Below are 18,583 nucleotides of genomic sequence, written 5' to 3'. Positions count from 1 at the left end.
CCAACCACAATTCTCATGATCTTTAAATTCAAAGCAAAGAATTGATAAATCTGTACAATTAAACACCTTCTCCAAAACATAGTCCATTTTGAGGGACGGGTTGCGAAGGACTGATTGCTATAAGGTGTGTTTTTTAACCTTTCGTGTAAATTAGCCATAATAATATATTTTAGTTTTTTTTATTCGGGAATTAATGACCAGCCTAGTTTAGCTTTAGCCTTATAAAGAAACATATAATGCATAAATAATTTCATCCAATGGCCAGCAAGTCCTACAACACCAACTGTTTTGCTAATATCTCTACCATATTTTGGATATTTTTCCCAATCAGGAACAATAGGAGAAACAGTCATGGTAGCAGCTTGACCAGATAATGGGCCATAGCCGGCAGATACAATGCATGCAGCTCCTTGTTTTGCCATAGAAGCTTTGTGAGGATGGCCTTCTCGACCAGTTTTTATTCTGTAGGCGATATTTTCTGCTACAATTTTACCTATTACTCCAGAAGGCATTCCTGTTCTTGGAGGTGTTGGGAAAATGGGAGTTCCGTTTTTACTTTTCATGGGTTTTGACATTCCATGAGGAGGTGCAAAAGCAATTCCACTGGCATACATATTATCATAGGCAGGGCTCTGATAAATTTCTGGCCAATCACTAGCTTTCCATTCGTCGTATGGTTTGCCACTATAGTCTGCATCTACTTTCATCATACCATTTGGTACAAATACTTTAGCAGTAATATCTTCGCCTTTTTTATCGAAGGCTTTCATGTTGGCTCCTTTAAAACCAGGAATGAGCATGGAGAAATCAAATTTTTGTTCTTTCATTTCACCATCAAGATTCTCGTAATACGCAATACCTTCTTCCACCTTGTAAACTCCTGCTCTCTTAATCCAACTGATACCATACTCCGCTAAAATCGATTCGGTAAAAACTTTAGTTGGAGTTATATAGCCTCCTCTTTTTACATAGGCTCCTCCCATTCCGAAATCACCTAATTCGTACTCATTGGTGATCCAAACGATATCTGCCATTTTCTGGAGTTTTCGTTTATTGATTTCGAAAGCAATATTTAAAGCATATTCAAAAGCAGCCCCTTGGCAAGTCGCCATTCCATGTCCAGTGCCAATTAAGAAAGTTTGGTGTTCCCCATTCTCCATTTTTTCCAATGATACTTTTAGGTTTTTCCATGCATGGGCTGCATGGTCGTAAGTACAAACAGAATTTGAATATTTATCGGGGCCTAGGCCTTCAGTTGCTGCAAAGTTCAAAGTTGGACCAGTTCCATTTACCAGATAATCATAAGCCACATCTTCTTCTTGACCTTGCTTCTCGGGGTCTACATATTTGATCCTTACAAAGCCCGTTTCGTTTTTGTCATCACCTTCTGGGTGAATAGACATTCCTAGGGCTTGTTTATATTGGATGCCTTGTTTGTCATAAACTGGTTTTAGTTTGAAAATAACATCCTCTGGTTTCATCAAGCCAACGCCAACCCAGATATTGGATGGAACCCATTGGTAATTACTATTGGGACTCACTACTATTACTTCGTGTGTTTTATTCAGCTTTTTGCGTAAATATAAGGCGGCCGTATGACCAGAAATACCTGCGCCAAGAACTATAACTCTTGCCATATTGTTAGATTTTGATTAGTTTTGACTATTTCCGAATTAAATGTGTTGTTATTTAAAAATGAGCTGCTTACAAAGTTATGAAAAATATCATTGTAGCGCATTGGTCGCACTAATTTATTTTCTAGAATTTAGTTAAAAACCCATGTAACACAGATATATCAGTAGATAGAGCTTTGCATAAAAATTCGAATAAGACTAGTTTTGTGAATTATTTTGGTATTTATATACCTAAATTAGGAAGGCGTTTATAGACTTTTGGGTTTGTATTTGATATGGTTTTTTAGTTTCATTACTTCAAACCGAAGCGTGAATTGATAAAACTGGATGAGATTCTATTTAAAAATATACTTTTTCGAAATCCAATGTAAAAATAAACCTCGACTCATTAAGAAGGCGATAAATGCAAACCACAATCCATGATTTCCAAATAAAGGGTATAGCACAAAAAATAGAGGAAAGAACACAAAAAGAGAACTTACAATCATTGAATTTCGCATAGGTACAGCTTCTGTAGCACCTATATAAACCCCATCCCATATAAATGCAGCAAAACTGATGATGGGCATGATTCCGATCCAGATAAAATAAGGTTGGGCACTTTGTATTAAATGCGGAAGGTCGGTTAGTATTCCCATGATTTGACTTCCAAAAAGAAAGTATAATAAAGAAAATGGAAGGCTGATGAAAAATCCCCAAGTAAAAATTTTGTAGACCAAAGGTTTGAGGCTAGCATGTTTGTCTTCACCAATATGCTTTCCAACTAAAGCTTCCGCGGCATTTGCAAATCCATCAATAAAATAAGTGAAGAATAAAAAGAATTGAAAGAGGAGCGTATTGATGGCTAGTATTTCTTGTCCCATTCGAGCTGAACTAGCGGTAAAGAAGGTGAGGCTGACAAGTAAAAGAATAGTGCGGATAAAGATATCTCTGTTTACACCAAAGAACTTTTTCAATTCAGAGGATTCTAGCATTTCGATCAAAGTCCAATTTTTCCACATGGGTTTGCTTCTTTTTATCAGTACAAATAATCCAGTAGTAAAACCTATATATTGAGCTATTAAAGTTCCCCAAGCCACGCCTTCCGATTTCATATCCAATCCAAAAACGAAAATGATATTAAAAAGGATGTTCCCAATGTTAATAAGTAATGCTAAGTAAAGAGGAGTTCTGGTGTCTTGCCTACCAATAAACCATCCCATGATAGCATAAAGGCCTAATGTGGCTGGAGCGGCAAATATTCTAATGTGAAAGTATTTTAAAGCTTCTGAATTAATGGCTTCACTAGCTCCTAGCAAATTTACTCCAAGTTTACCTATTGGGATTTGTAAACTCATTAATACTAAAGCCACAGAAAAAGCGACCATCATCGAACGGCTGAAAACCTGAACAATCTGATTGCTATTGTTTTGGCCATGGGCTTGTGCTACAAAACCGGTTGTACTCATCCTTAAAAAACCAAAACTCATATAGATAAAGCTAAAAATACTACCACCAATAGCAATGGCATTTAAATGGATTTCAGAATCCATGTGCCCCATTAAAGCTAAATCTACCATCCCCACTAGCGGAACAGAGATGTTGCTGAGTATATTGGGGAGGGCTAGCTTTAAGATCGGATTTTTCATTTTGCAAAAGTAGGGAAGCTCTTGAAATGAAAAAAGCCAGAATTAAATCTGACTTTCAAAGACTCTTTTTACTAAATTAAGTCATGCTATGCTATGCCATAGGAGAATAGGAATTGGTAGCTTGACAACAGGTGATTGGGCAAACAATAGGTGGTGCTAAAGTAGAAATTCTATTTCCACAATTGGTGCATTTCCAGGTATAAGCTTTCGGTAAAACTTGGTCTGCATATTTTTCGAAGGTGTTAATTTCGCCGCAGCACTCAATATGGCATACCGTAGGTTTAATGTCCGAAACTTCTCTGTTTCCACAGTTTGTGCATTTCCATTCTGTCATAATTATTTGTTTTTTAAGTGAACGGCTAAAGTTACTATTTTTCGTTTAACATTCATTAAAAATAATGTGGAAATAATATGCTCGTAATTTACTACATTTGGCATCTCTAAAAATAAAACAGAATATAAAATGGCAAAAGTTATAGGCTTGGGAAATGCCCTAGTTGATATCATGACCCCTTTGGAAAATGATAATATATTATCTCAAATAGAATTTCCAAAAGGAAGTATGCAATTGGTGGATGCAGAAAAAAGCAATGAAATTTTAAAACTCACCTCTCATTTAAAAAGTTCTTTAGCTAGTGGTGGTTCCGCAGCCAATACCATACATGGAATTGCCCGTTTAGGCATGGAAACAGCCTTTGTTGGTAAAATTGGGAATGATGATTTTGGTAGAATATTTAAAGACGATCTAGTAAAAAGTAATATAAGCCCTTCTCTATTTTATTCTGAAACAGAGACTGGTAGAGCAGTAGCCATGGTTAGCCCAGATTCGGAAAGAACTTTTGCTACCTATTTAGGTGCAGCTGTTGAGCTTTCTGCTGACGATATTCAACCTGAATTGTTTAAAGGCTACGATGTTCTTCACATTGAGGGATATTTAGTATTTAATGAAGAGTTGATTGAGAAAGCCGTTAAAACTGCAAAAGAAGCAGGTTTGAAAGTGAGCTTAGACCTAGCAAGTTTCAATGTGGTGGATGCAAAGTTAGATTTCTTAAAGAGAATGGCAGACAACTATGTTGATATTTTATTTGCTAATGAAGAAGAAGCTAAATCGTTTACAGGCTTTGAAGACCCTAAGAAAGCTTTAGAAGCTATAGCTGAACAAGTTGATATCAGTATAGTAAAAGTGGGAAAAGATGGTTCTTTGATTTTGAAAGAAGGTAACACAACCCGAATTGAAGTTATAGAAGCCAAGCCAATTGATACAACTGGAGCAGGTGACTATTATGCTTCCGGGTTTTTATATGGATATCTCAATGGATTATCTTTAGGCCAAGCAGGAAAAATAGGTTCTTTACTAGCCGGAAAAGTAATTGAAGAAATGGGAGCTTCCATTAATGATAATACTTGGGTAGAAATTCTAGAAGAAGTAGTAAAAATTAAGGCCAGTTAAGGCCTAGGAAAGGCTTGGTTGAATCATTCTAAACTATGGATTGAAAATCATTTAATTGCTTGTGCTATTTCCTTTTACAAAGTTTTTAAATAAATTTGCAAGCCTTTCAAACAGAAAATAATCTTTTTTAATTAAAAATATAGCAATATGAAAGTATATAAAACAGATGAGATCAAAAACGTGGCTCTTGTTGGCGGGGCGAAAAGCGGGAAGACTACTCTTGCCGAAGCCATGCTTTTTGAAGGAAAAGTGATAGACAGAAAAGGTTCAGTTGACGACAAAAACTCAGTTTCTGATTATCGCGATATTGAAATTAAAAAACAGAACTCTGTTCACTCTACAATCATGTATACTGAATTTGACGGAAAAAAAATCAATATTATTGATACTCCAGGATTCAATGATTATGTTGGTGAAGTAGTTTCTGCACTTTCAGTAGTCGAGACCGCATTATTAGTAACAAATACTCATGTAGGAGTTGATGCCACTACAGAAAATGCATGGCGTCAAGCTGAGAAATCTAATTCACCTGTTTTATTTATTGCTAATCAATTAGATCACGAAAAAGCTAATTTCGATTCAACTGTAAGTCAGTTGAAAGAGTTTTTTGGTGATAAAGTATCAAGAGCTCAGTATCCAGTCAATGCCGGTGAAGGTTTTGATAGCATCATCGACTTAGTGTTAAATAAGATGTTGAAATTCCCTAAGGGTGGCGGAGCATGTGAAATTGTTGATATTCCTGCTTCTGAAGCTGATAAAGCTGCCGAATTATCTTTGAAGTTAATGGAAAATGCTGCTGCTGGTAGTGATGAGTTAATGGAGAAGTATTTCGAAAATGATAAATTGACTCTTGAAGAAATGAGAGAAGGTATTCGTTTAGGTATGAGAACCAGAGCTATCTTCCCCATTTTCTGTACTAGTGCTAAAACTGGTGTAGGAGTTAATCGTTTAATGGATTTCGTTAATCATTCTTGTCCTGCTCCATCAGGAAGACCTAGAACTGCTACTGACGGAACGGTATTTACTTGTTCTCAATCCGACCCTACTGCATTCTTCGTTTTTAAAACTAGTGTAGAGCCCCATATGGGTGAGGTTTCTTACTTTAAAGTATATGGTGGTAAAGTAACCGAGGGAATGGATTTGATTAATTCTCGTCATGGTAATAAAGAAAGACTGCCACAATTAATGGTAGTTGCTGGTAAGAAGAGAGATAAGGTTGCTGAAGTTTATCCTGGTGATATTGCATCGGCAATTAAATTAAAAGATACTAAAACGAATGATACTTTGGTTGATGCTAAAATATCAGGATTAAAGTTTGAGCCTATTCCGTTCCCAGAGCCAATTGCTAGTACTGCTGTAAAGGCTAAAGCTTCTGCTGATGATGAAAAAATGGGTTCTATTTTGAATGACATGCGTAAATCTGACCCTACAATTATTGTGGAGCACAGTAGAGAACTACGTCAAATCATCCTTAAAGGACAAGGTGAGCTACATTTAAATACCATCAAGTGGTATTTTGATAATGTTTATCATATTGATATTGAATATTATGCTCCTAAGATTCCATATCGTGAAACGATTACGAAATCTGCTTATGCAGACTATCGTCACAAAAAGCAATCGGGTGGTAGTGGGCAGTTTGGTGAAGTTCATATGTTCATCCAACCTTATTCTGAAGATATGCCTAAGCCTACTGACTTCCCAGTTAGAGGAACAGAAGAGCATGAACTACCTTGGGGTGGTAAATTAGTCTTCAACAATTGTATTGTTGGTGGTGCTATTGATGCACGCTTCAATCCTGCTATCCTTAAAGGTATCATGGAGAGAATGGACCAAGGACCTCTTACCGGTTCTTATGCTCGCGATATTTCAGTTTATATTTATGATGGTAAAATGCACCCTGTAGATTCTAATGAGATTTCATTTAAATTAGCGGGTCGTTTTGCATTTAGTGATGCTTTTAAGCATGCTGGACCAAAAATTATGGAACCAGTTTATGATTTAAGTATTAGAGTTCCTGAAGACAACATGGGTGCTGTTATGACAGATATCCAAGGAAGAAGAGCGATGATTATGGGTATGGAAGCCGATGGTCATTATCAAATCATTAAGGCTAAAGTACCTTTGGCTGAAATGCACAGATATTCTACTTCTTTAAGCTCCTTGACTTCTGGTCGTGGTACATTTAGTATGACTTATGACCAATATCAGCAAGTTCCTACTGATGTTCAGGATAAACTATTGAAAGAATACGAAGAGTCTTTGGATGAGGAAGATTAGTCTTCTTAGAAGATTCTTATTTAATTAAATAAATTTCTAAACTACTTGCACAAGCCTCCGATTTTCGGAGGCTTTTTTTATTTCCTTAACCACCAGCTCAATAAAAACAAATTCCCAATAAATAGAACCATTAATATTATGACAAAAGTGGAAATCATGAAATTTCCAATAATTTGAAATAAAAACAGCATAGCGATGCCTATTATGGTGATGATGGTTCCCCCAAGAAATTCATTTTTCCAAGCTAACCAAATGAGCAATAGAAAGAAAGGCCAAGGTAAGGCATTTGGACTGTTTTTGAGAATAGCCATAAAATCATTACCATATGCTTCGGCACCAGAAAGCAAGGCAAATATAAAAATGAGGATTCCAAAAATCAAACCCAATATGCGGGCAGTTAACCGAGAGAAATTAGCCCATTTGAATGTTGAGGACATTGACATCTTTAGCTTTTTTTCTCAAAGATAATGGCTTTGAGCTGAAATGTCAAGAACTCAAAAAAAGGGAAGAGTTTTATTTTACGATCACTTTCAGGTCCATAAATTCAACGATGTCGCCCTTGACGAGCTTCTTTCTTTTTCTAAACTCAGCCTCGCCATTAACATTTACATCGCCTTCACTTATGAATAAGTTAGCTCTACCACCACTTTCTGCCCAGCCTAAAAGCTTTAACAGTTTATTTAACTCAATAAACTCTTTTTGTCCTAATTCAAACTCCATTATTTCTAAATTTGTGGCCTCAAATATAGAACAAATGCGCAATCTGAATCTTAAAAATATCTTTTTCTTTTTATTAGTGGGTTTTATTGTTTTGGCCTTCATTCCTTTTAAAGAGATAGAGCCCATCACTTATGTAGAAAGAACAAGTGGAGAAGAAAGAATAGAGAAAGTTCCCGGTGAAGCTTGGCTTTATTGGCTTTATTATAATCCGGTCGGTGAGTTGAGTTTAAATACCATGGTAAAGAATAAATTCCTTTCTTCTTGGTATGGCCAGCAAATGGATAAGCCTTCCTCTAAAGAGAAGATAGAGGACTTCGTTTCGGATTTTAAAATGGATTTGTCAGAAGCCGTAAAGAAGGATTTTGAAAGCTTTAATGATTTTTTCTATAGAAAATTAAAAAAAGAAGCCCGGCCAATCAATTTAGACTCCTCAGTTTTGGTTTCTCCTGCAGACGGAAAAGTGTTGGCCTACTCCGATATTTCTAAACAAGACTTCATTGTGAAAGGTTATAGATTCAATGTCTACGATTATTTTCAGAATGACGAAATAGCTCAAAAATATGAAAATGGTAGTTTAATGATATTTAGACTTTGTCCAACAGATTATCATCGATATCATTTCCCAATAGGTGGAGAGGTAGCTTTTGAATCTAAGATAGATGGAGATTATTATTCTGTTTCGCCCATTGCATTAAAGAAAAAAATAAAATTGATTGCACAAAATAAACGTGAGTATACAGTCATTAAAACCGAAGATTTTGGAGATGTTATTATGTCGGAAGTTGGAGCTACCATGGTCGGAAGTATGGTTACTACTTACTCGGACCCTTTCATTGAAAAAGGACAAGAAAAAGGATATTTCAAATTTGGAGGTTCAACAGTGATATTGTTTTTTGAGGAGGGTAAAATTGAAATAGATTCAGACTTATTATTAAATAGTCAGAATCAAATTGAAACCTCTGTGTTGATGGGTGAAGGAGTGGCTCGAGTAAAGTAGTAAATAGAGAAAACCAAAAAAAGTGTAAAAAACAATCTATTTGAATTTTTAAAATTACATTTGCCGCCTTAAAATAGAAAATATGCCAACTACTATAAAACAAAATAAACGTCTAAAACCAGACTGGTTGAAGATAAAAGTCCCAATGGGAAAAACCTATATCGGAGTTAAAGAGATCATTAAAAAGCATAAGTTAAATACCATTTGCACCAGTGGTCATTGTCCTAATATGGAAGATTGCTGGGGACGTGGAACCGCTACATTAATGATACTCGGTGATGTTTGTACTAGAGCTTGTAGATTCTGTAATGTGAAAACAGGAAAACCAGAAACTGTTGATTATGATGAACCCAGAAGAGTAGCGGAATCGGTGAAACTATTGAATCTGAAACACGTTGTTTTAACTTCGGTTGATAGAGATGATATGGAAGATGGTGGAGCTGCTATTTGGGCTGAAACCATCACAAAAATCAAAGAGGAGATGCCAAATACCACCATTGAAAGTCTAATTCCAGATTTTCAAGGTGATTATGAAGATTTAAAAACGGTGATGGAAAGTCGCCCAGAAGTGATTTCTCACAATATGGAAACAGTTCGTCGCTTAACCCCAAAAATGAGAAATAAAGCCAAATACGATACCAGTTTAGAAGTGATTAAAAACATTGGCGATTTTGGTTTGGTGAGTAAATCTGGAATTATGGTTGGAATTGGTGAGACACAAGAAGAGGTTCTGGAAACCATGGATGACCTCAGAAAAGTAAACTGTCAGGTTTTAACCATTGGTCAATATCTACGTCCTAGCGATTGGCATTTCGATGTCGTAGAATATGTGCATCCAGATATTTTCGAAATGTATCGTAAGTCTGCATTAGAAAAAGGGTTCCGTCATGTGGAGAGTGGTCCATTGGTTCGCTCCTCCTATTTAGCCGAAAAGCATATTCATTAAACCTCGAAATTAGAACCAAATGGAAAACACAACCTATTTTTCAGATTTAGAAGGGCTATCTGAATATCAAGAAGTTTGGGACAGGCAAGAGAGTTTGTTCGATGAGTTGATTGGATTAAAAAGACAAAATTTTAATTTGCCACAATGTGAGAAGTTAGCCGAATTTCAGCATTTGATTTTCTGTCAACATCCTCATGTATATACTTTAGGCAAAAGTGGTGATGCACAGAATTTGCTAATTAATCAAATAGAACTACAAGCTCGCGATGCTCAATTTATAAAAACCAATAGAGGAGGAGATATCACTTACCACGGACCAGGGCAATTGGTAGGCTATCCTATTTTTAATTTGGAACAGATGCAAATGAGCGTAAAAGAATATATTTATAATTTGGAGGAGGCTATCATTCTAACGATTGCCGATTATGGATTAAAGGGTGGTAGATTAGAGGGAGCTATTGGCGTTTGGTTAAAAGCTACGGATATTTTGCCACAGAGAAAAGTTTGTGCTATTGGAGTAAAGGTGAGTAGGCACGTGAGTATGCACGGTTTTGCTTTAAATATCAATACCAACCTCGATTATTTCAATTATATAAATCCATGTGGTTTTTTAGATAAGAGTGTGACTAGTTTACAAAAAGAATTGGGAAGAGAAATAGATTTTGAGGAGGTGAAAGCCAAAGTAAAAGATAATATGGCAAAAGTCTTTGAGATTGAATATGCAGATTTATAGCTTTTTATTACATGAAGAAACAAGAAACCCCAAACACTAATGATAGCATTTGGGGTTTCTTTTTATGGGTTTAGGATTTCTAGAACATGCCTGGCATCATGCCACGTGCTGCACTTGCCATTTCCATCTCATTCACATTATTGGCACTTTCTAGAGCTTTATTAGTAGCTACTTGTAATAATTCCTCTATGGCTTCCTTGTCACCTTCATCAATAAGTGCTTGGCTTATTTTAATTTCGGTAACTCTACGGTTTCCGTTAATATATACTTGAATACCTTCTGCTTCACCTTTAACAGTTATGGTTTCTAATTTTTGTTTGCTTTGATCCATGGCCTCTTTCATAGGACCCATCTGACTCATTAGTTTATCGAACATCTTTCTAATTTTTACTGCAAAAATAATAGATTTCGTTAATAAAAAAACAAGTTCTTTAGGCAACTTTTAGAGATTAATTTGGCCTTGTTTTTGTGTTAATATAGAATGAAATATGTTTTTTTAAAGAAAAATTAAATTCTACCTTTGCTTAATAATATGAGACAATTTCCAATACATAAAATATTGATGGTGATTACCTTTGTGGTTCTTACCCAGTTTGTGTTTGGGCAAATGTCTAATTATAAATCTCTCTATATATATAATTTTATTAAGCGAATAGAATGGCCAATTATTGAATCTGATGAGAATTTTCATATTGTGATATATGGAGATAAAAACACCTATGAATCTATTTTAAAGATCGCAGAAACTAAATTAGCTGGCGACAGACTTATTCAAGTAGACTATATTGACGAAGTTGAGGATTTGGTTTTAGCTGATTTAATTTATGTGGATTATTCTAAACGTAAATATATTCCTGAGGTTGCTTCTTGGATAAAAAACAGACCAATATTATTGGTTAGTGACTATAAAAACGCAAAATTTACCGATATTAACCTTTTTGAAACTAGTGATGGCCTTGAATTTATCATTAGGCCAGAATTAATTAGAGATAAAGGTTTAAAGCTGAGTGATATGTTAATTCAGCTCGGAAAAATAGAAATCGAAAATCAGTAAAATCACGTAAACAATAATATATAATTAGAACTTAATTTTAACTTTTGAAACCTGAAACAAAATATAATACAAACTTGACCCATAGAAAGCATATTCAGATACTTATTCTGATTCTTGTTTCTCTTGTGATTACACCTGTTTTGCATGCGCAAAAAGAGGTGGAAAGTATGAGTACCGATGAGATCAGAAAAATCACCCAAAGTGAATTGTTGGAAATGCCTTTAGAAGAATTAATGGCCTTGGTGAGAAGGTTTAAGCTTTCTTCTTTGGAGGAGTTATACGAGAAAGTTTTAAACCCAGAAGTAAAGACAGCCTCAAAGTTTGATGAGAAGTATTTTGAGTCCCCTCTTAGTATTTCCGTTATCACTGGTGATGATATTGATGCCTCCGGCGCTCTTAATGTTCCAGAGGCGCTTCGATTAATTCCGGGTTTAATTGTGAGACAAAAAACCAATGGAAATTACGATGTCCATATTCGTGGAAATGATAATATTCCGAGTGGTCAAACTTTATTCTATAGTGAAAACTCTCTAACCCTAGTCATGATTGATGAGCGGCCTGTTTATAATCATTTTCAAGGTGGAACTTTTTGGGAAACATTGCCTGTGAACATGGAGAATATTGATAGAATAGAAGTGGTTTATGGCCCTTCATCTGCACTTTATGGCCCAAATGCAGTGAGTGGAGTTATTCACATCTTCACCAAACGTAATAATGTTGAAGGCTTAGAGAGCCATGTGCAAGCTCAAATGGGCGCTGAGGGCTCGCAAGATCTACAAGCTAACATTGCACTAGGGAATAGTAAATTTACGGCACGAATCACAGCAAACTATCAAAAACTCGATCGCTTTCAAGATGACTATTTTGCCTTTGAAAATTATTTCGACACTGTTAGAAAAGGACGTTATGTTCCTTCCGATTCCATTAAATATTTCGCGCCAAATACAGCAAGTAAATTCCCTAATCCATTAAGATCTTCAGAGCGAAAAGCAGCCAACTTGTTTCTTTATTATCAAAAAGCAAAAGACCAAGGGATAGCCTTTAGTGCAGGAATTCAGCAGTCAGATATACAAAGCATATTTTTCGATACCAGAGAGTTTTCTTTAACAGGCCGACAAAGTTTATCAGGCTATAGTAATCTTAAGTATTATTACAAAGGCTTAAACTTTAATGCCTCTTATAATTTAGGACAACAGAATTTAGCATTGGGTTATCCGGGTTATGAATTTGTATATGGTAATTTTCAATCGAGTATAGAGTATTTATATAAGTGGAAAAACTTAAAAGTATTGCCAGGAATTAGTTATCAATATGTGTTTTATGACGATCAGAGGTATTTACCCGAAGGGGAATCTGGAATTTTTAGTGGTCGACAAGATTTGGGTAATACTGCTGTGTTTATAAGATTTGACTATACTTTGATTGAGAAGTTGAGATTAACTGCTGCTGGACGATGGGAATGGTTTAAATATCCCAAAGATGATTATTTCAGTTATCAGTTTACGGCAAGTTATACTATTGATGAACATAGTGTGGTTAGAGGTGTTTACTCTAAAGCCAATCGTGGTCCTTTTATGTGGGATTATCATGTCAATTTCTCTGAAATATCTCAATATGGGAATACCACCTTAGAAACCAATTATAATAAGAATCTTGATCTTAAATTATTAGAGATGCACCTGTTTGAGTTTGGTTTTAGGTCGCATTTATCGAAAAATGTAACTGCCGATGGAAGTTTCTTCTATAACCAAACTACTAATTATAATCTTCCTGAAGGAGAGCTATATCAAATCAACCAGAATAGTTATTTGTTGGAAGTAACTAAGCAAAACCTTCCTTTAGTTTCCAAACAGATGGGGGCCAGTTTAAGTGTGGAGACTTTAGTATTAAAACATATTCATGCCAAATTGTTTGGAACCCTACAAATGACAAATCTGGATATGGTGACTAGCAGTTATGACCTGAATGACACCTTAATTGTAATCATTAATAACGATTCGAAAATTCATAAAGCTACTCCCAAGTTTACTGGAGGCTTTAATATCAATTATAGAGGAGATTCCAAGATTTCTGCCAATACCGATGTATACTTCTTAAGTACTCAAAATGTGTTTACTTATGATGGAATGAAAAAGATAAACTCTAAAGCCATTGTGAATCTTAAAATCGGCTACCGCTTCTATGGTCAACATCAGGTATTTGTTTCTGGACGAAATATGCTGGCCAACGATGATTATGAGTTTATATTTGGTGATAGGGTGGGAGCTGAGTTTTTGCTTGGTGTAAGCCTTCGCTGGGGTAAAAAGAAATAATGTTAACTTTATAGCTTGCAAAAGAAATCCATAACAAATAGATTAGGCTTGGCCTATGCCCTGAGTACATTGACTATTCTATTGGGTGCCATTATGCTTTTCTTTGCTTTAAATAATAATTACAAGCTGCTGCAAAGTATGGCAGATGTATATTCTCCTTCCACGGCCTTATTACAAAAGTTTTCTTATCAGGTGACCGAAACCAAAATGCTGATTAAAAACTGGGTTTTCGTGAGTCCTAAAACGCATTCTCCCGATAAAATAAGACTTAAACAATTACTGGATACCGATATTCCTCAAATCCTAGATGAATTGAGGGTTTTATCGGAGAACTGGGAAGAGGATGAAAAGAAGGTATTACAACATTTGGAATTATATTTTAATGACAATCTGGTTCCTGCTCAGCAAGAAGTAATGGCGATTCTGACCACCTTCGACGATTATAATAATGCATTATTGGTATTTCAGGCTCAGTCACTGGTAGAAGATGAATCAGACCCTGTGATGTTGGTAACTACTAGCTTAATTGATGAAATTAATGAGTTTATGTTGACATTATCCTTGAAATCTGAGGATGTAAAGGAGCAATCTAAAAAGTCGATGAATGCTTTTAAGCTATTGATTGTTTTTATCGCTGCTTCTATAGCTTTTGGGACTTTATTATTGGCAAGCTATATCAATCGTTCGGTTATTAAACCTTTGAAGGAATTAGATAAAGCTGCTTCATTGGTTCAAAGCGGGCAACTCGATATCCAAGTGAAAGTGGCGCAGAACGATGAAGTGGGGAGTTTAAGTGAGAATTTCAATAAGATGATTTTTGGATTGAATGAACAGAAATATGAACTGGAGGAATTCAATCAGCTATTATTGAAATCCCAGAAAAAGCTCAAAGAAACCAATAAAACCAAAGATAAGTTTTTCAATATTATTGCCCATGATTTAAAAGGCCCGTTCACTTCTTTTCTTTCAGTTACTGATATTTTAAGTAATGATCCTGATAGTATTCCGGAAGACAAGAAGATTTATTTTCTTAAAAGCCTCAACCAGTCAGCTGTGTATTTGGAAAGTTTATTAGATAATTTACTGCAATGGGCGAGAACTCAAAGTGGTACTTTAGAAGTGAACTTGCGGTGTATGCAGCTCGATGATATAGTGAAACAAAACATCCGTCTCCTACAAATGAATGCTCAGAGTACAAAAGTAGAACTGGTGAATAAAATTGAGGAGGGCATCAATGTAAATGCGGATCCTAATTTATTACATACCGTTCTTAGAAACCTGTTGAGTAATGCGGTGAAGTTTAGTGAAAATGGTGGGCAAGTTGAGATTAGTACGAGAGACTTAGACGATAAGTTTGTGGAATTATCCATAAAAGATCAAGGTATTGGTATCGCGTCAGAAGACATTGCTAAGCTCTTCCGAATAGATGTGAGTACCAAGCTTATTGGCGAATCTACACAAAAAGGGACAGGTTTTGGACTTATTCTATGTAAAGAATTTGTTGAAAAGCAAGGTGGCAAAATACGAGTAGAAAGTGAGCTAGGAAAAGGAACTACATTTAGCTTTACTCTTGCCAAATGTTAGATTTTTCTATTAGAAGATAGGTCTAAGGCCATCTTCTTTCTTCCATTTAATACCGCATCCCACACTTGGTTTCTGATTCTTGTTTACCTCTCGTCCAGCTAATATTTTATCTAAGGCTTCTCGTAAATCTTTTCCATTCACCACTTCATTATTTTTAGGACGAGCTTCATCTAATTGTCCGCGATAAACAGCTTTATCCTCCTCATTAAAAATATTATAATCGGGTGTGCAAGCCGCTTGATATGCTTTTGCCACTTCTTGACTTTTATCGTATAAATAGGGAAATGGCATTTCCCACTTTGCAGCATGTTCTTTCATTTTTTCAGGAGTATCTTGAGGATAGTTAATAATATCGTTACTACTGATGGCCACGAATCCGATTCCTTTGGGCATATATTCCTTAGCCAGTTTTACCAGCTCCTCTATCACATGTATCACATAAGGACAATGGTTGCAAATAAACATTACAACTGTGCCATTCTCTCCTCTGATTTGAGCATAATTTAATGTGTTCCCGCTGATGGTGTCAGGAAGAGAAAAATCAGGAGCTTGAAAGCCTAATGGGATTTGTAGGGTTGGAGTTTCTGCCATGGGTTTTTATTTACAAATATATAAATAAGTATTAAAGAGCTTCAAGCCAACGCAGGAACAATACATCATAAACACTATAATATTGTTTTCCATCCTCATCGTATTGTTTGTTTATCAATTCTTTTTTAAGTAAGGATTGAAGGGAACGAATGATTCCAGAAGAACTTCCAAATGCATATTTCTGAATAAAGGCTGAAGAAGTAATACTATAGACCTTGCCTTCTTTTGCAATGGCTTTTATGAGTTTCCATTGGGCTTTTGTGAGCATTTCTCTATAGGTGAAGAAAACCATTTCTTGTTCTTTTAATAATCTGGATGCCTCTTCTTGCCAAGTTTTTGTTGTGGCTTCTTTTTTTGAAGAAGAAAAAACCCTATTGCATAATAATTGAACATAATAGGTGTGAACATTGGTCCAATTTAGTATTTCTGCAACCACTTCTTTGTCTATCTTTTTCTTATATTTCTCAAATTGCTGAACAATGAAATTTTGGTAGATTGCAAAGTCGATTTGCTCTAAATGCAAGAATGCAGTACTTCTGAAAAATGGTTTGGAAGGATTTGAAAAAAGGTCATGCATAATATGTTGCTGACTCCCTGAAAAAATAAAAACTACATTTTTTAATTGCTGAACAATAGTTCGAAGATAAGCATCAGTGCCTTTTTCTGGATAGGAAGTAATCTGTTGGAATTCATCGATGGCGATTAATACTGGTTTGTGATGCTGATCGAGCATGTTTAATAAGTTTCTAATCTGAGTTTTACTTTCGTTTTGTTTCAGATTAAAACTCACATTTGGTTCCCCAGAAAGTGGATCGTAGGATAATGTGACATGTAATGATTTAAAGAAATCCCAGATTTTTTGTCCTATTTTTGTCTTTTCTGGTAGGGTTTTTAAAATCGCTGTCGAAAGGCTATTTAAAAGGTCATTTAGGTTTTCTGTTGATAAAATATCAATATAAATAGTTTCCCAATCTTTTGAAATATGATGCTGTAAATGGTTAATTAAACCTGTTTTACCCATTCTTCTTATGGCAATAAGCGTAGTGGATTGATGATTATTTATGTTGTTTTTCAAACTCTGAATCTCATCATCTCTATCGCAGAAGTATTCTGGACCATAATAAGTAGTTGTAGGAAAGGGTGTTGGTGATTTTTTGCTCATGATTTCATCCTTTTGAATACCAAAGATATGAAAAAATATATAACAAAATGTTAGTAACATTTTGTTACTAACATTTTGTTACTAGAATTGTAGTATATTTTGAATTAAAAGCGTTTGAAAAAGAAAGCTTTAAAAATAATAGCTATCTCATTATTATAAAGACAGCTCGCCTGCCTTGCTGCGAAAGTCAGGCAGGCTACACTTCGGAGTGACAATTGTTCACTGGTGGATTAGGAAGAAGAGGCTTGATTTTTTGCAATGGCAACAAATGCAATGAAGCGAAGAATCTTTTTTTTAAATGGAAATGGTATTGGACAGTATTGCTTTATAAACTATTTAAGCTTTTAAGAGCATGATTATAATCTTCTATCATTTCTTTAATAATTTCTGCAGAAGACATGATTTTATCAATACTAGAAGATACCTGACCAATTTCCAATTCTCCTTCCACTAAATCGCCTTCAAACATTCCTCTTTTGGCTCTTCCTTTGCCAAGTAGTGCTGTCAAATCTTCTTTTGTGGCATGATTGGCATAAGCTTTTTCAACTTGCTCAAAGAATTCGTTTTTCAGAAGTCTCACTGGGCCAATTTCTTTTAGACTTAACTTAGTGTCGCCATCTTTAGCATCTAATATCAATTGCTTAAAAGCATCGTGAGCAGAGCTTTCGGTACTGGCTGCAAAACGACTGCCCACTTGAACTCCATCAGCTCCCAAGGCCATGGCTGCTAACATGGCTTGTCCACTCCCAATACCTCCAGCTGCAATTAATGGGATATTCACCTTGGCTCTAATATTAGGGATTAATGCCATAGTGGTAGTCTCCTCATGGCCATTATGTCCACCCGCTTCAAATCCTTCAGCTACAATGGCATCTACACCAGACTCCACGCATTTTAATGCAAATTTCATATTAGCAATCACATGAACTACCGTAATGCCTTTTTCTTTTAATAGAGCAGTATATTTCTTTGGATTTCCGGCTGATGTGAAAACAATAGGAACTTTCTCCTCGATGATAATATTAATATGATCGTCAATTTGAGGATAGAGAAGTGGTAAGTTGACACCGAATGGTTTATCAGTAGCTTTCTTGGTTTTTCGGATATGTTCTCGCAGTATTTCAGGATACATACTTCCTGCGCCAATTAATCCTAATCCTCCAGCATAAGAAACGGCAGATGCTAATTCCCAACCACTGCACCAAACCATTCCACCTTGAATGATGGGGTATTTTATATTGAAAAGTTTTGTGATTTTATTTGTCATGAATGTATTTTTTGCAAAGATAGAAAATGACAATTATTAGATGATGGGTATTTCTACTTATTATAGCATTGTATATTTGAGGAATGAAAATTCTACTTATGAGTCAAAAAATGACTTTTAATTTTTATCTTAGCGCAACCAATGGAATATTTGCTATCTATGTCGATAATCTAATAACCTGAGTTCGGTTTTTAACTATCTGAAATTCAGTTGTTAATGGTGATA

General features: G+C 35.4%; 17 protein-coding genes. 8 read left to right on the top strand and 9 right to left on the bottom strand.

The window, feature by feature from the left end; genetic code table 11:
• Positions 1-179: 179 nt before the first annotated feature.
• The 3 genes from HNS38_RS13940 to HNS38_RS13930 all read right to left on the bottom strand — a co-directional run bounded on the left by HNS38_RS13940 (position 180) and on the right by HNS38_RS13930 (position 3,596).
• Positions 180-1,637, bottom strand: a complete 1,458-nt coding sequence (locus tag HNS38_RS13940) for an NAD(P)/FAD-dependent oxidoreductase (protein WP_172278339.1) — start codon at positions 1,635-1,637, stop codon at positions 180-182.
• A gap of 332 nt (positions 1,638-1,969) precedes the next feature.
• Positions 1,970-3,262 (bottom strand): MATE family efflux transporter, encoded by a 1,293-nt coding sequence (locus HNS38_RS13935; RefSeq protein WP_172278341.1) that lies wholly within the window; start codon positions 3,260-3,262, stop codon positions 1,970-1,972.
• Between the two features lie 91 nt (positions 3,263-3,353).
• Positions 3,354-3,596, bottom strand: a complete 243-nt coding sequence (locus HNS38_RS13930) for a hypothetical protein (protein WP_172278343.1) — start codon at positions 3,594-3,596, stop codon at positions 3,354-3,356.
• A 129-nt stretch (positions 3,597-3,725) separates the two neighbouring features.
• On the opposite strand from HNS38_RS13930, the gene HNS38_RS13925 reads away from it, so the two are divergent.
• Positions 3,726-4,712: an adenosine kinase gene (locus HNS38_RS13925; protein ID WP_172278345.1), complete on the top strand. Its 987-nt coding sequence runs from the start codon at positions 3,726-3,728 to the stop codon at positions 4,710-4,712.
• A 147-nt stretch (positions 4,713-4,859) separates the two neighbouring features.
• The gene (locus HNS38_RS13920) at positions 4,860-6,992 is read left to right on the top strand and encodes a translation factor GTPase family protein (RefSeq protein ID WP_172278347.1); all 2,133 of its coding nucleotides are present in this window, start codon (positions 4,860-4,862) and stop codon (positions 6,990-6,992) included.
• A 77-nt stretch (positions 6,993-7,069) separates the two neighbouring features.
• Here the strand turns inward: HNS38_RS13920 and HNS38_RS13915 are convergent, their stop codons facing one another.
• Both HNS38_RS13915 and HNS38_RS13910 read right to left on the bottom strand, forming a co-directional pair.
• Positions 7,070-7,429, bottom strand: a complete 360-nt coding sequence (locus tag HNS38_RS13915; RefSeq protein ID WP_216663728.1) for a hypothetical protein — start codon at positions 7,427-7,429, stop codon at positions 7,070-7,072.
• A 76-nt stretch (positions 7,430-7,505) separates the two neighbouring features.
• Positions 7,506-7,712 (bottom strand): RNA-binding S4 domain-containing protein, encoded by a 207-nt coding sequence (locus HNS38_RS13910; RefSeq protein WP_172278349.1) that lies wholly within the window; start codon positions 7,710-7,712, stop codon positions 7,506-7,508.
• A 34-nt stretch (positions 7,713-7,746) separates the two neighbouring features.
• Between HNS38_RS13910 and HNS38_RS13905 the strand changes: the two genes are divergently transcribed.
• The 3 genes from HNS38_RS13905 to lipB all read left to right on the top strand — a co-directional run bounded on the left by HNS38_RS13905 (position 7,747) and on the right by lipB (position 10,388).
• Positions 7,747-8,709, top strand: a complete 963-nt coding sequence (locus tag HNS38_RS13905; RefSeq protein ID WP_172278351.1) for a phosphatidylserine decarboxylase — start codon at positions 7,747-7,749, stop codon at positions 8,707-8,709.
• Positions 8,710-8,791: 82 nt separating this feature from the next.
• Positions 8,792-9,655, top strand: a complete 864-nt coding sequence (gene lipA / locus HNS38_RS13900) for a lipoyl synthase (RefSeq protein WP_172278353.1) — start codon at positions 8,792-8,794, stop codon at positions 9,653-9,655.
• 19 nt (positions 9,656-9,674) lie between these two features.
• Entirely contained in the window at positions 9,675-10,388 is a 714-nt protein-coding gene (gene lipB / locus HNS38_RS13895; protein WP_172278355.1) for a lipoyl(octanoyl) transferase LipB, read from the top strand.
• Between the two features lie 79 nt (positions 10,389-10,467).
• Here the strand turns inward: lipB and HNS38_RS13890 are convergent, their stop codons facing one another.
• Entirely contained in the window at positions 10,468-10,764 is a 297-nt protein-coding gene (locus HNS38_RS13890) for a YbaB/EbfC family nucleoid-associated protein (protein WP_172278357.1), read from the bottom strand.
• Between the two features lie 156 nt (positions 10,765-10,920).
• On the opposite strand from HNS38_RS13890, the gene HNS38_RS13885 reads away from it, so the two are divergent.
• From HNS38_RS13885 to HNS38_RS13875, 3 genes are read left to right on the top strand one after another with little or no spacing between them, the layout of a single operon-like run.
• Complete coding sequence (locus tag HNS38_RS13885; RefSeq protein WP_172278359.1) at positions 10,921-11,442, top strand: YfiR family protein; 522 nt, start codon at positions 10,921-10,923, stop codon at positions 11,440-11,442.
• A 44-nt stretch (positions 11,443-11,486) separates the two neighbouring features.
• Entirely contained in the window at positions 11,487-13,754 is a 2,268-nt protein-coding gene (locus tag HNS38_RS13880; protein ID WP_172346624.1) for a TonB-dependent receptor, read from the top strand.
• 15 nt (positions 13,755-13,769) lie between these two features.
• The gene (locus HNS38_RS13875) at positions 13,770-15,338 is read left to right on the top strand and encodes a sensor histidine kinase (RefSeq protein ID WP_172278363.1); all 1,569 of its coding nucleotides are present in this window, start codon (positions 13,770-13,772) and stop codon (positions 15,336-15,338) included.
• A gap of 9 nt (positions 15,339-15,347) precedes the next feature.
• On the opposite strand, the gene HNS38_RS13870 is transcribed toward HNS38_RS13875, so the two are convergent.
• The 3 genes from HNS38_RS13870 to HNS38_RS13860 all read right to left on the bottom strand — a co-directional run bounded on the left by HNS38_RS13870 (position 15,348) and on the right by HNS38_RS13860 (position 18,358).
• On the bottom strand, positions 15,348-15,929 hold the full coding sequence (locus HNS38_RS13870) for a thioredoxin family protein (protein WP_172346623.1): 582 nt from the start codon (positions 15,927-15,929) through the stop codon (positions 15,348-15,350).
• 31 nt (positions 15,930-15,960) lie between these two features.
• A complete protein-coding gene (locus HNS38_RS13865; protein ID WP_172346622.1) occupies positions 15,961-17,091 on the bottom strand; it encodes an ATP-binding protein in 1,131 nt (376 codons plus the stop codon).
• Positions 17,092-17,416: 325 nt separating this feature from the next.
• Entirely contained in the window at positions 17,417-18,358 is a 942-nt protein-coding gene (locus HNS38_RS13860; RefSeq protein ID WP_172284906.1) for a nitronate monooxygenase family protein, read from the bottom strand.
• Between the last annotated feature and the right edge of the window lie 225 nt (positions 18,359-18,583).

Source organism: Lentimicrobium sp. L6 (assembly GCF_013166655.1).
Classification (GTDB): domain Bacteria; phylum Bacteroidota; class Bacteroidia; order Bacteroidales; family UBA12170; genus UBA12170.
Note: the sequence above shows the minus strand (reverse complement) of the source record. Positions and strands in the feature narration are given on the sequence as shown.

Bases quoted from the DNA above. Each gene is read 5' to 3' on its own strand.
- HNS38_RS13940 (WP_172278339.1), bottom strand. From the start codon at position 1,637: ATGGCAAGAGTTATAGTTCTTGGCGCAGGTATTTCTGGTCATACGGCC.
- HNS38_RS13935 (WP_172278341.1), bottom strand. From the start codon at position 3,262: ATGAAAAATCCGATCTTAAAGCTAGCCCTCCCCAATATACTCAGCAAC.
- HNS38_RS13930 (WP_172278343.1), bottom strand. From the start codon at position 3,596: ATGACAGAATGGAAATGCACAAACTGTGGAAACAGAGAAGTTTCGGAC.
- HNS38_RS13925 (WP_172278345.1), top strand. From the start codon at position 3,726: ATGGCAAAAGTTATAGGCTTGGGAAATGCCCTAGTTGATATCATGACC.
- HNS38_RS13920 (WP_172278347.1), top strand. From the start codon at position 4,860: ATGAAAGTATATAAAACAGATGAGATCAAAAACGTGGCTCTTGTTGGC.
- HNS38_RS13915 (WP_216663728.1), bottom strand. From the start codon at position 7,429: ATGTCCTCAACATTCAAATGGGCTAATTTCTCTCGGTTAACTGCCCGC.
- HNS38_RS13910 (WP_172278349.1), bottom strand. From the start codon at position 7,712: ATGGAGTTTGAATTAGGACAAAAAGAGTTTATTGAGTTAAATAAACTG.
- HNS38_RS13905 (WP_172278351.1), top strand. From the start codon at position 7,747: ATGCGCAATCTGAATCTTAAAAATATCTTTTTCTTTTTATTAGTGGGT.
- lipA (WP_172278353.1), top strand. From the start codon at position 8,792: ATGCCAACTACTATAAAACAAAATAAACGTCTAAAACCAGACTGGTTG.
- lipB (WP_172278355.1), top strand. From the start codon at position 9,675: ATGGAAAACACAACCTATTTTTCAGATTTAGAAGGGCTATCTGAATAT.
- HNS38_RS13890 (WP_172278357.1), bottom strand. From the start codon at position 10,764: ATGTTCGATAAACTAATGAGTCAGATGGGTCCTATGAAAGAGGCCATG.
- HNS38_RS13885 (WP_172278359.1), top strand. From the start codon at position 10,921: ATGAGACAATTTCCAATACATAAAATATTGATGGTGATTACCTTTGTG.
- HNS38_RS13870 (WP_172346623.1), bottom strand. From the start codon at position 15,929: ATGGCAGAAACTCCAACCCTACAAATCCCATTAGGCTTTCAAGCTCCT.
- HNS38_RS13865 (WP_172346622.1), bottom strand. From the start codon at position 17,091: ATGAGCAAAAAATCACCAACACCCTTTCCTACAACTACTTATTATGGT.
- HNS38_RS13860 (WP_172284906.1), bottom strand. From the start codon at position 18,358: ATGACAAATAAAATCACAAAACTTTTCAATATAAAATACCCCATCATT.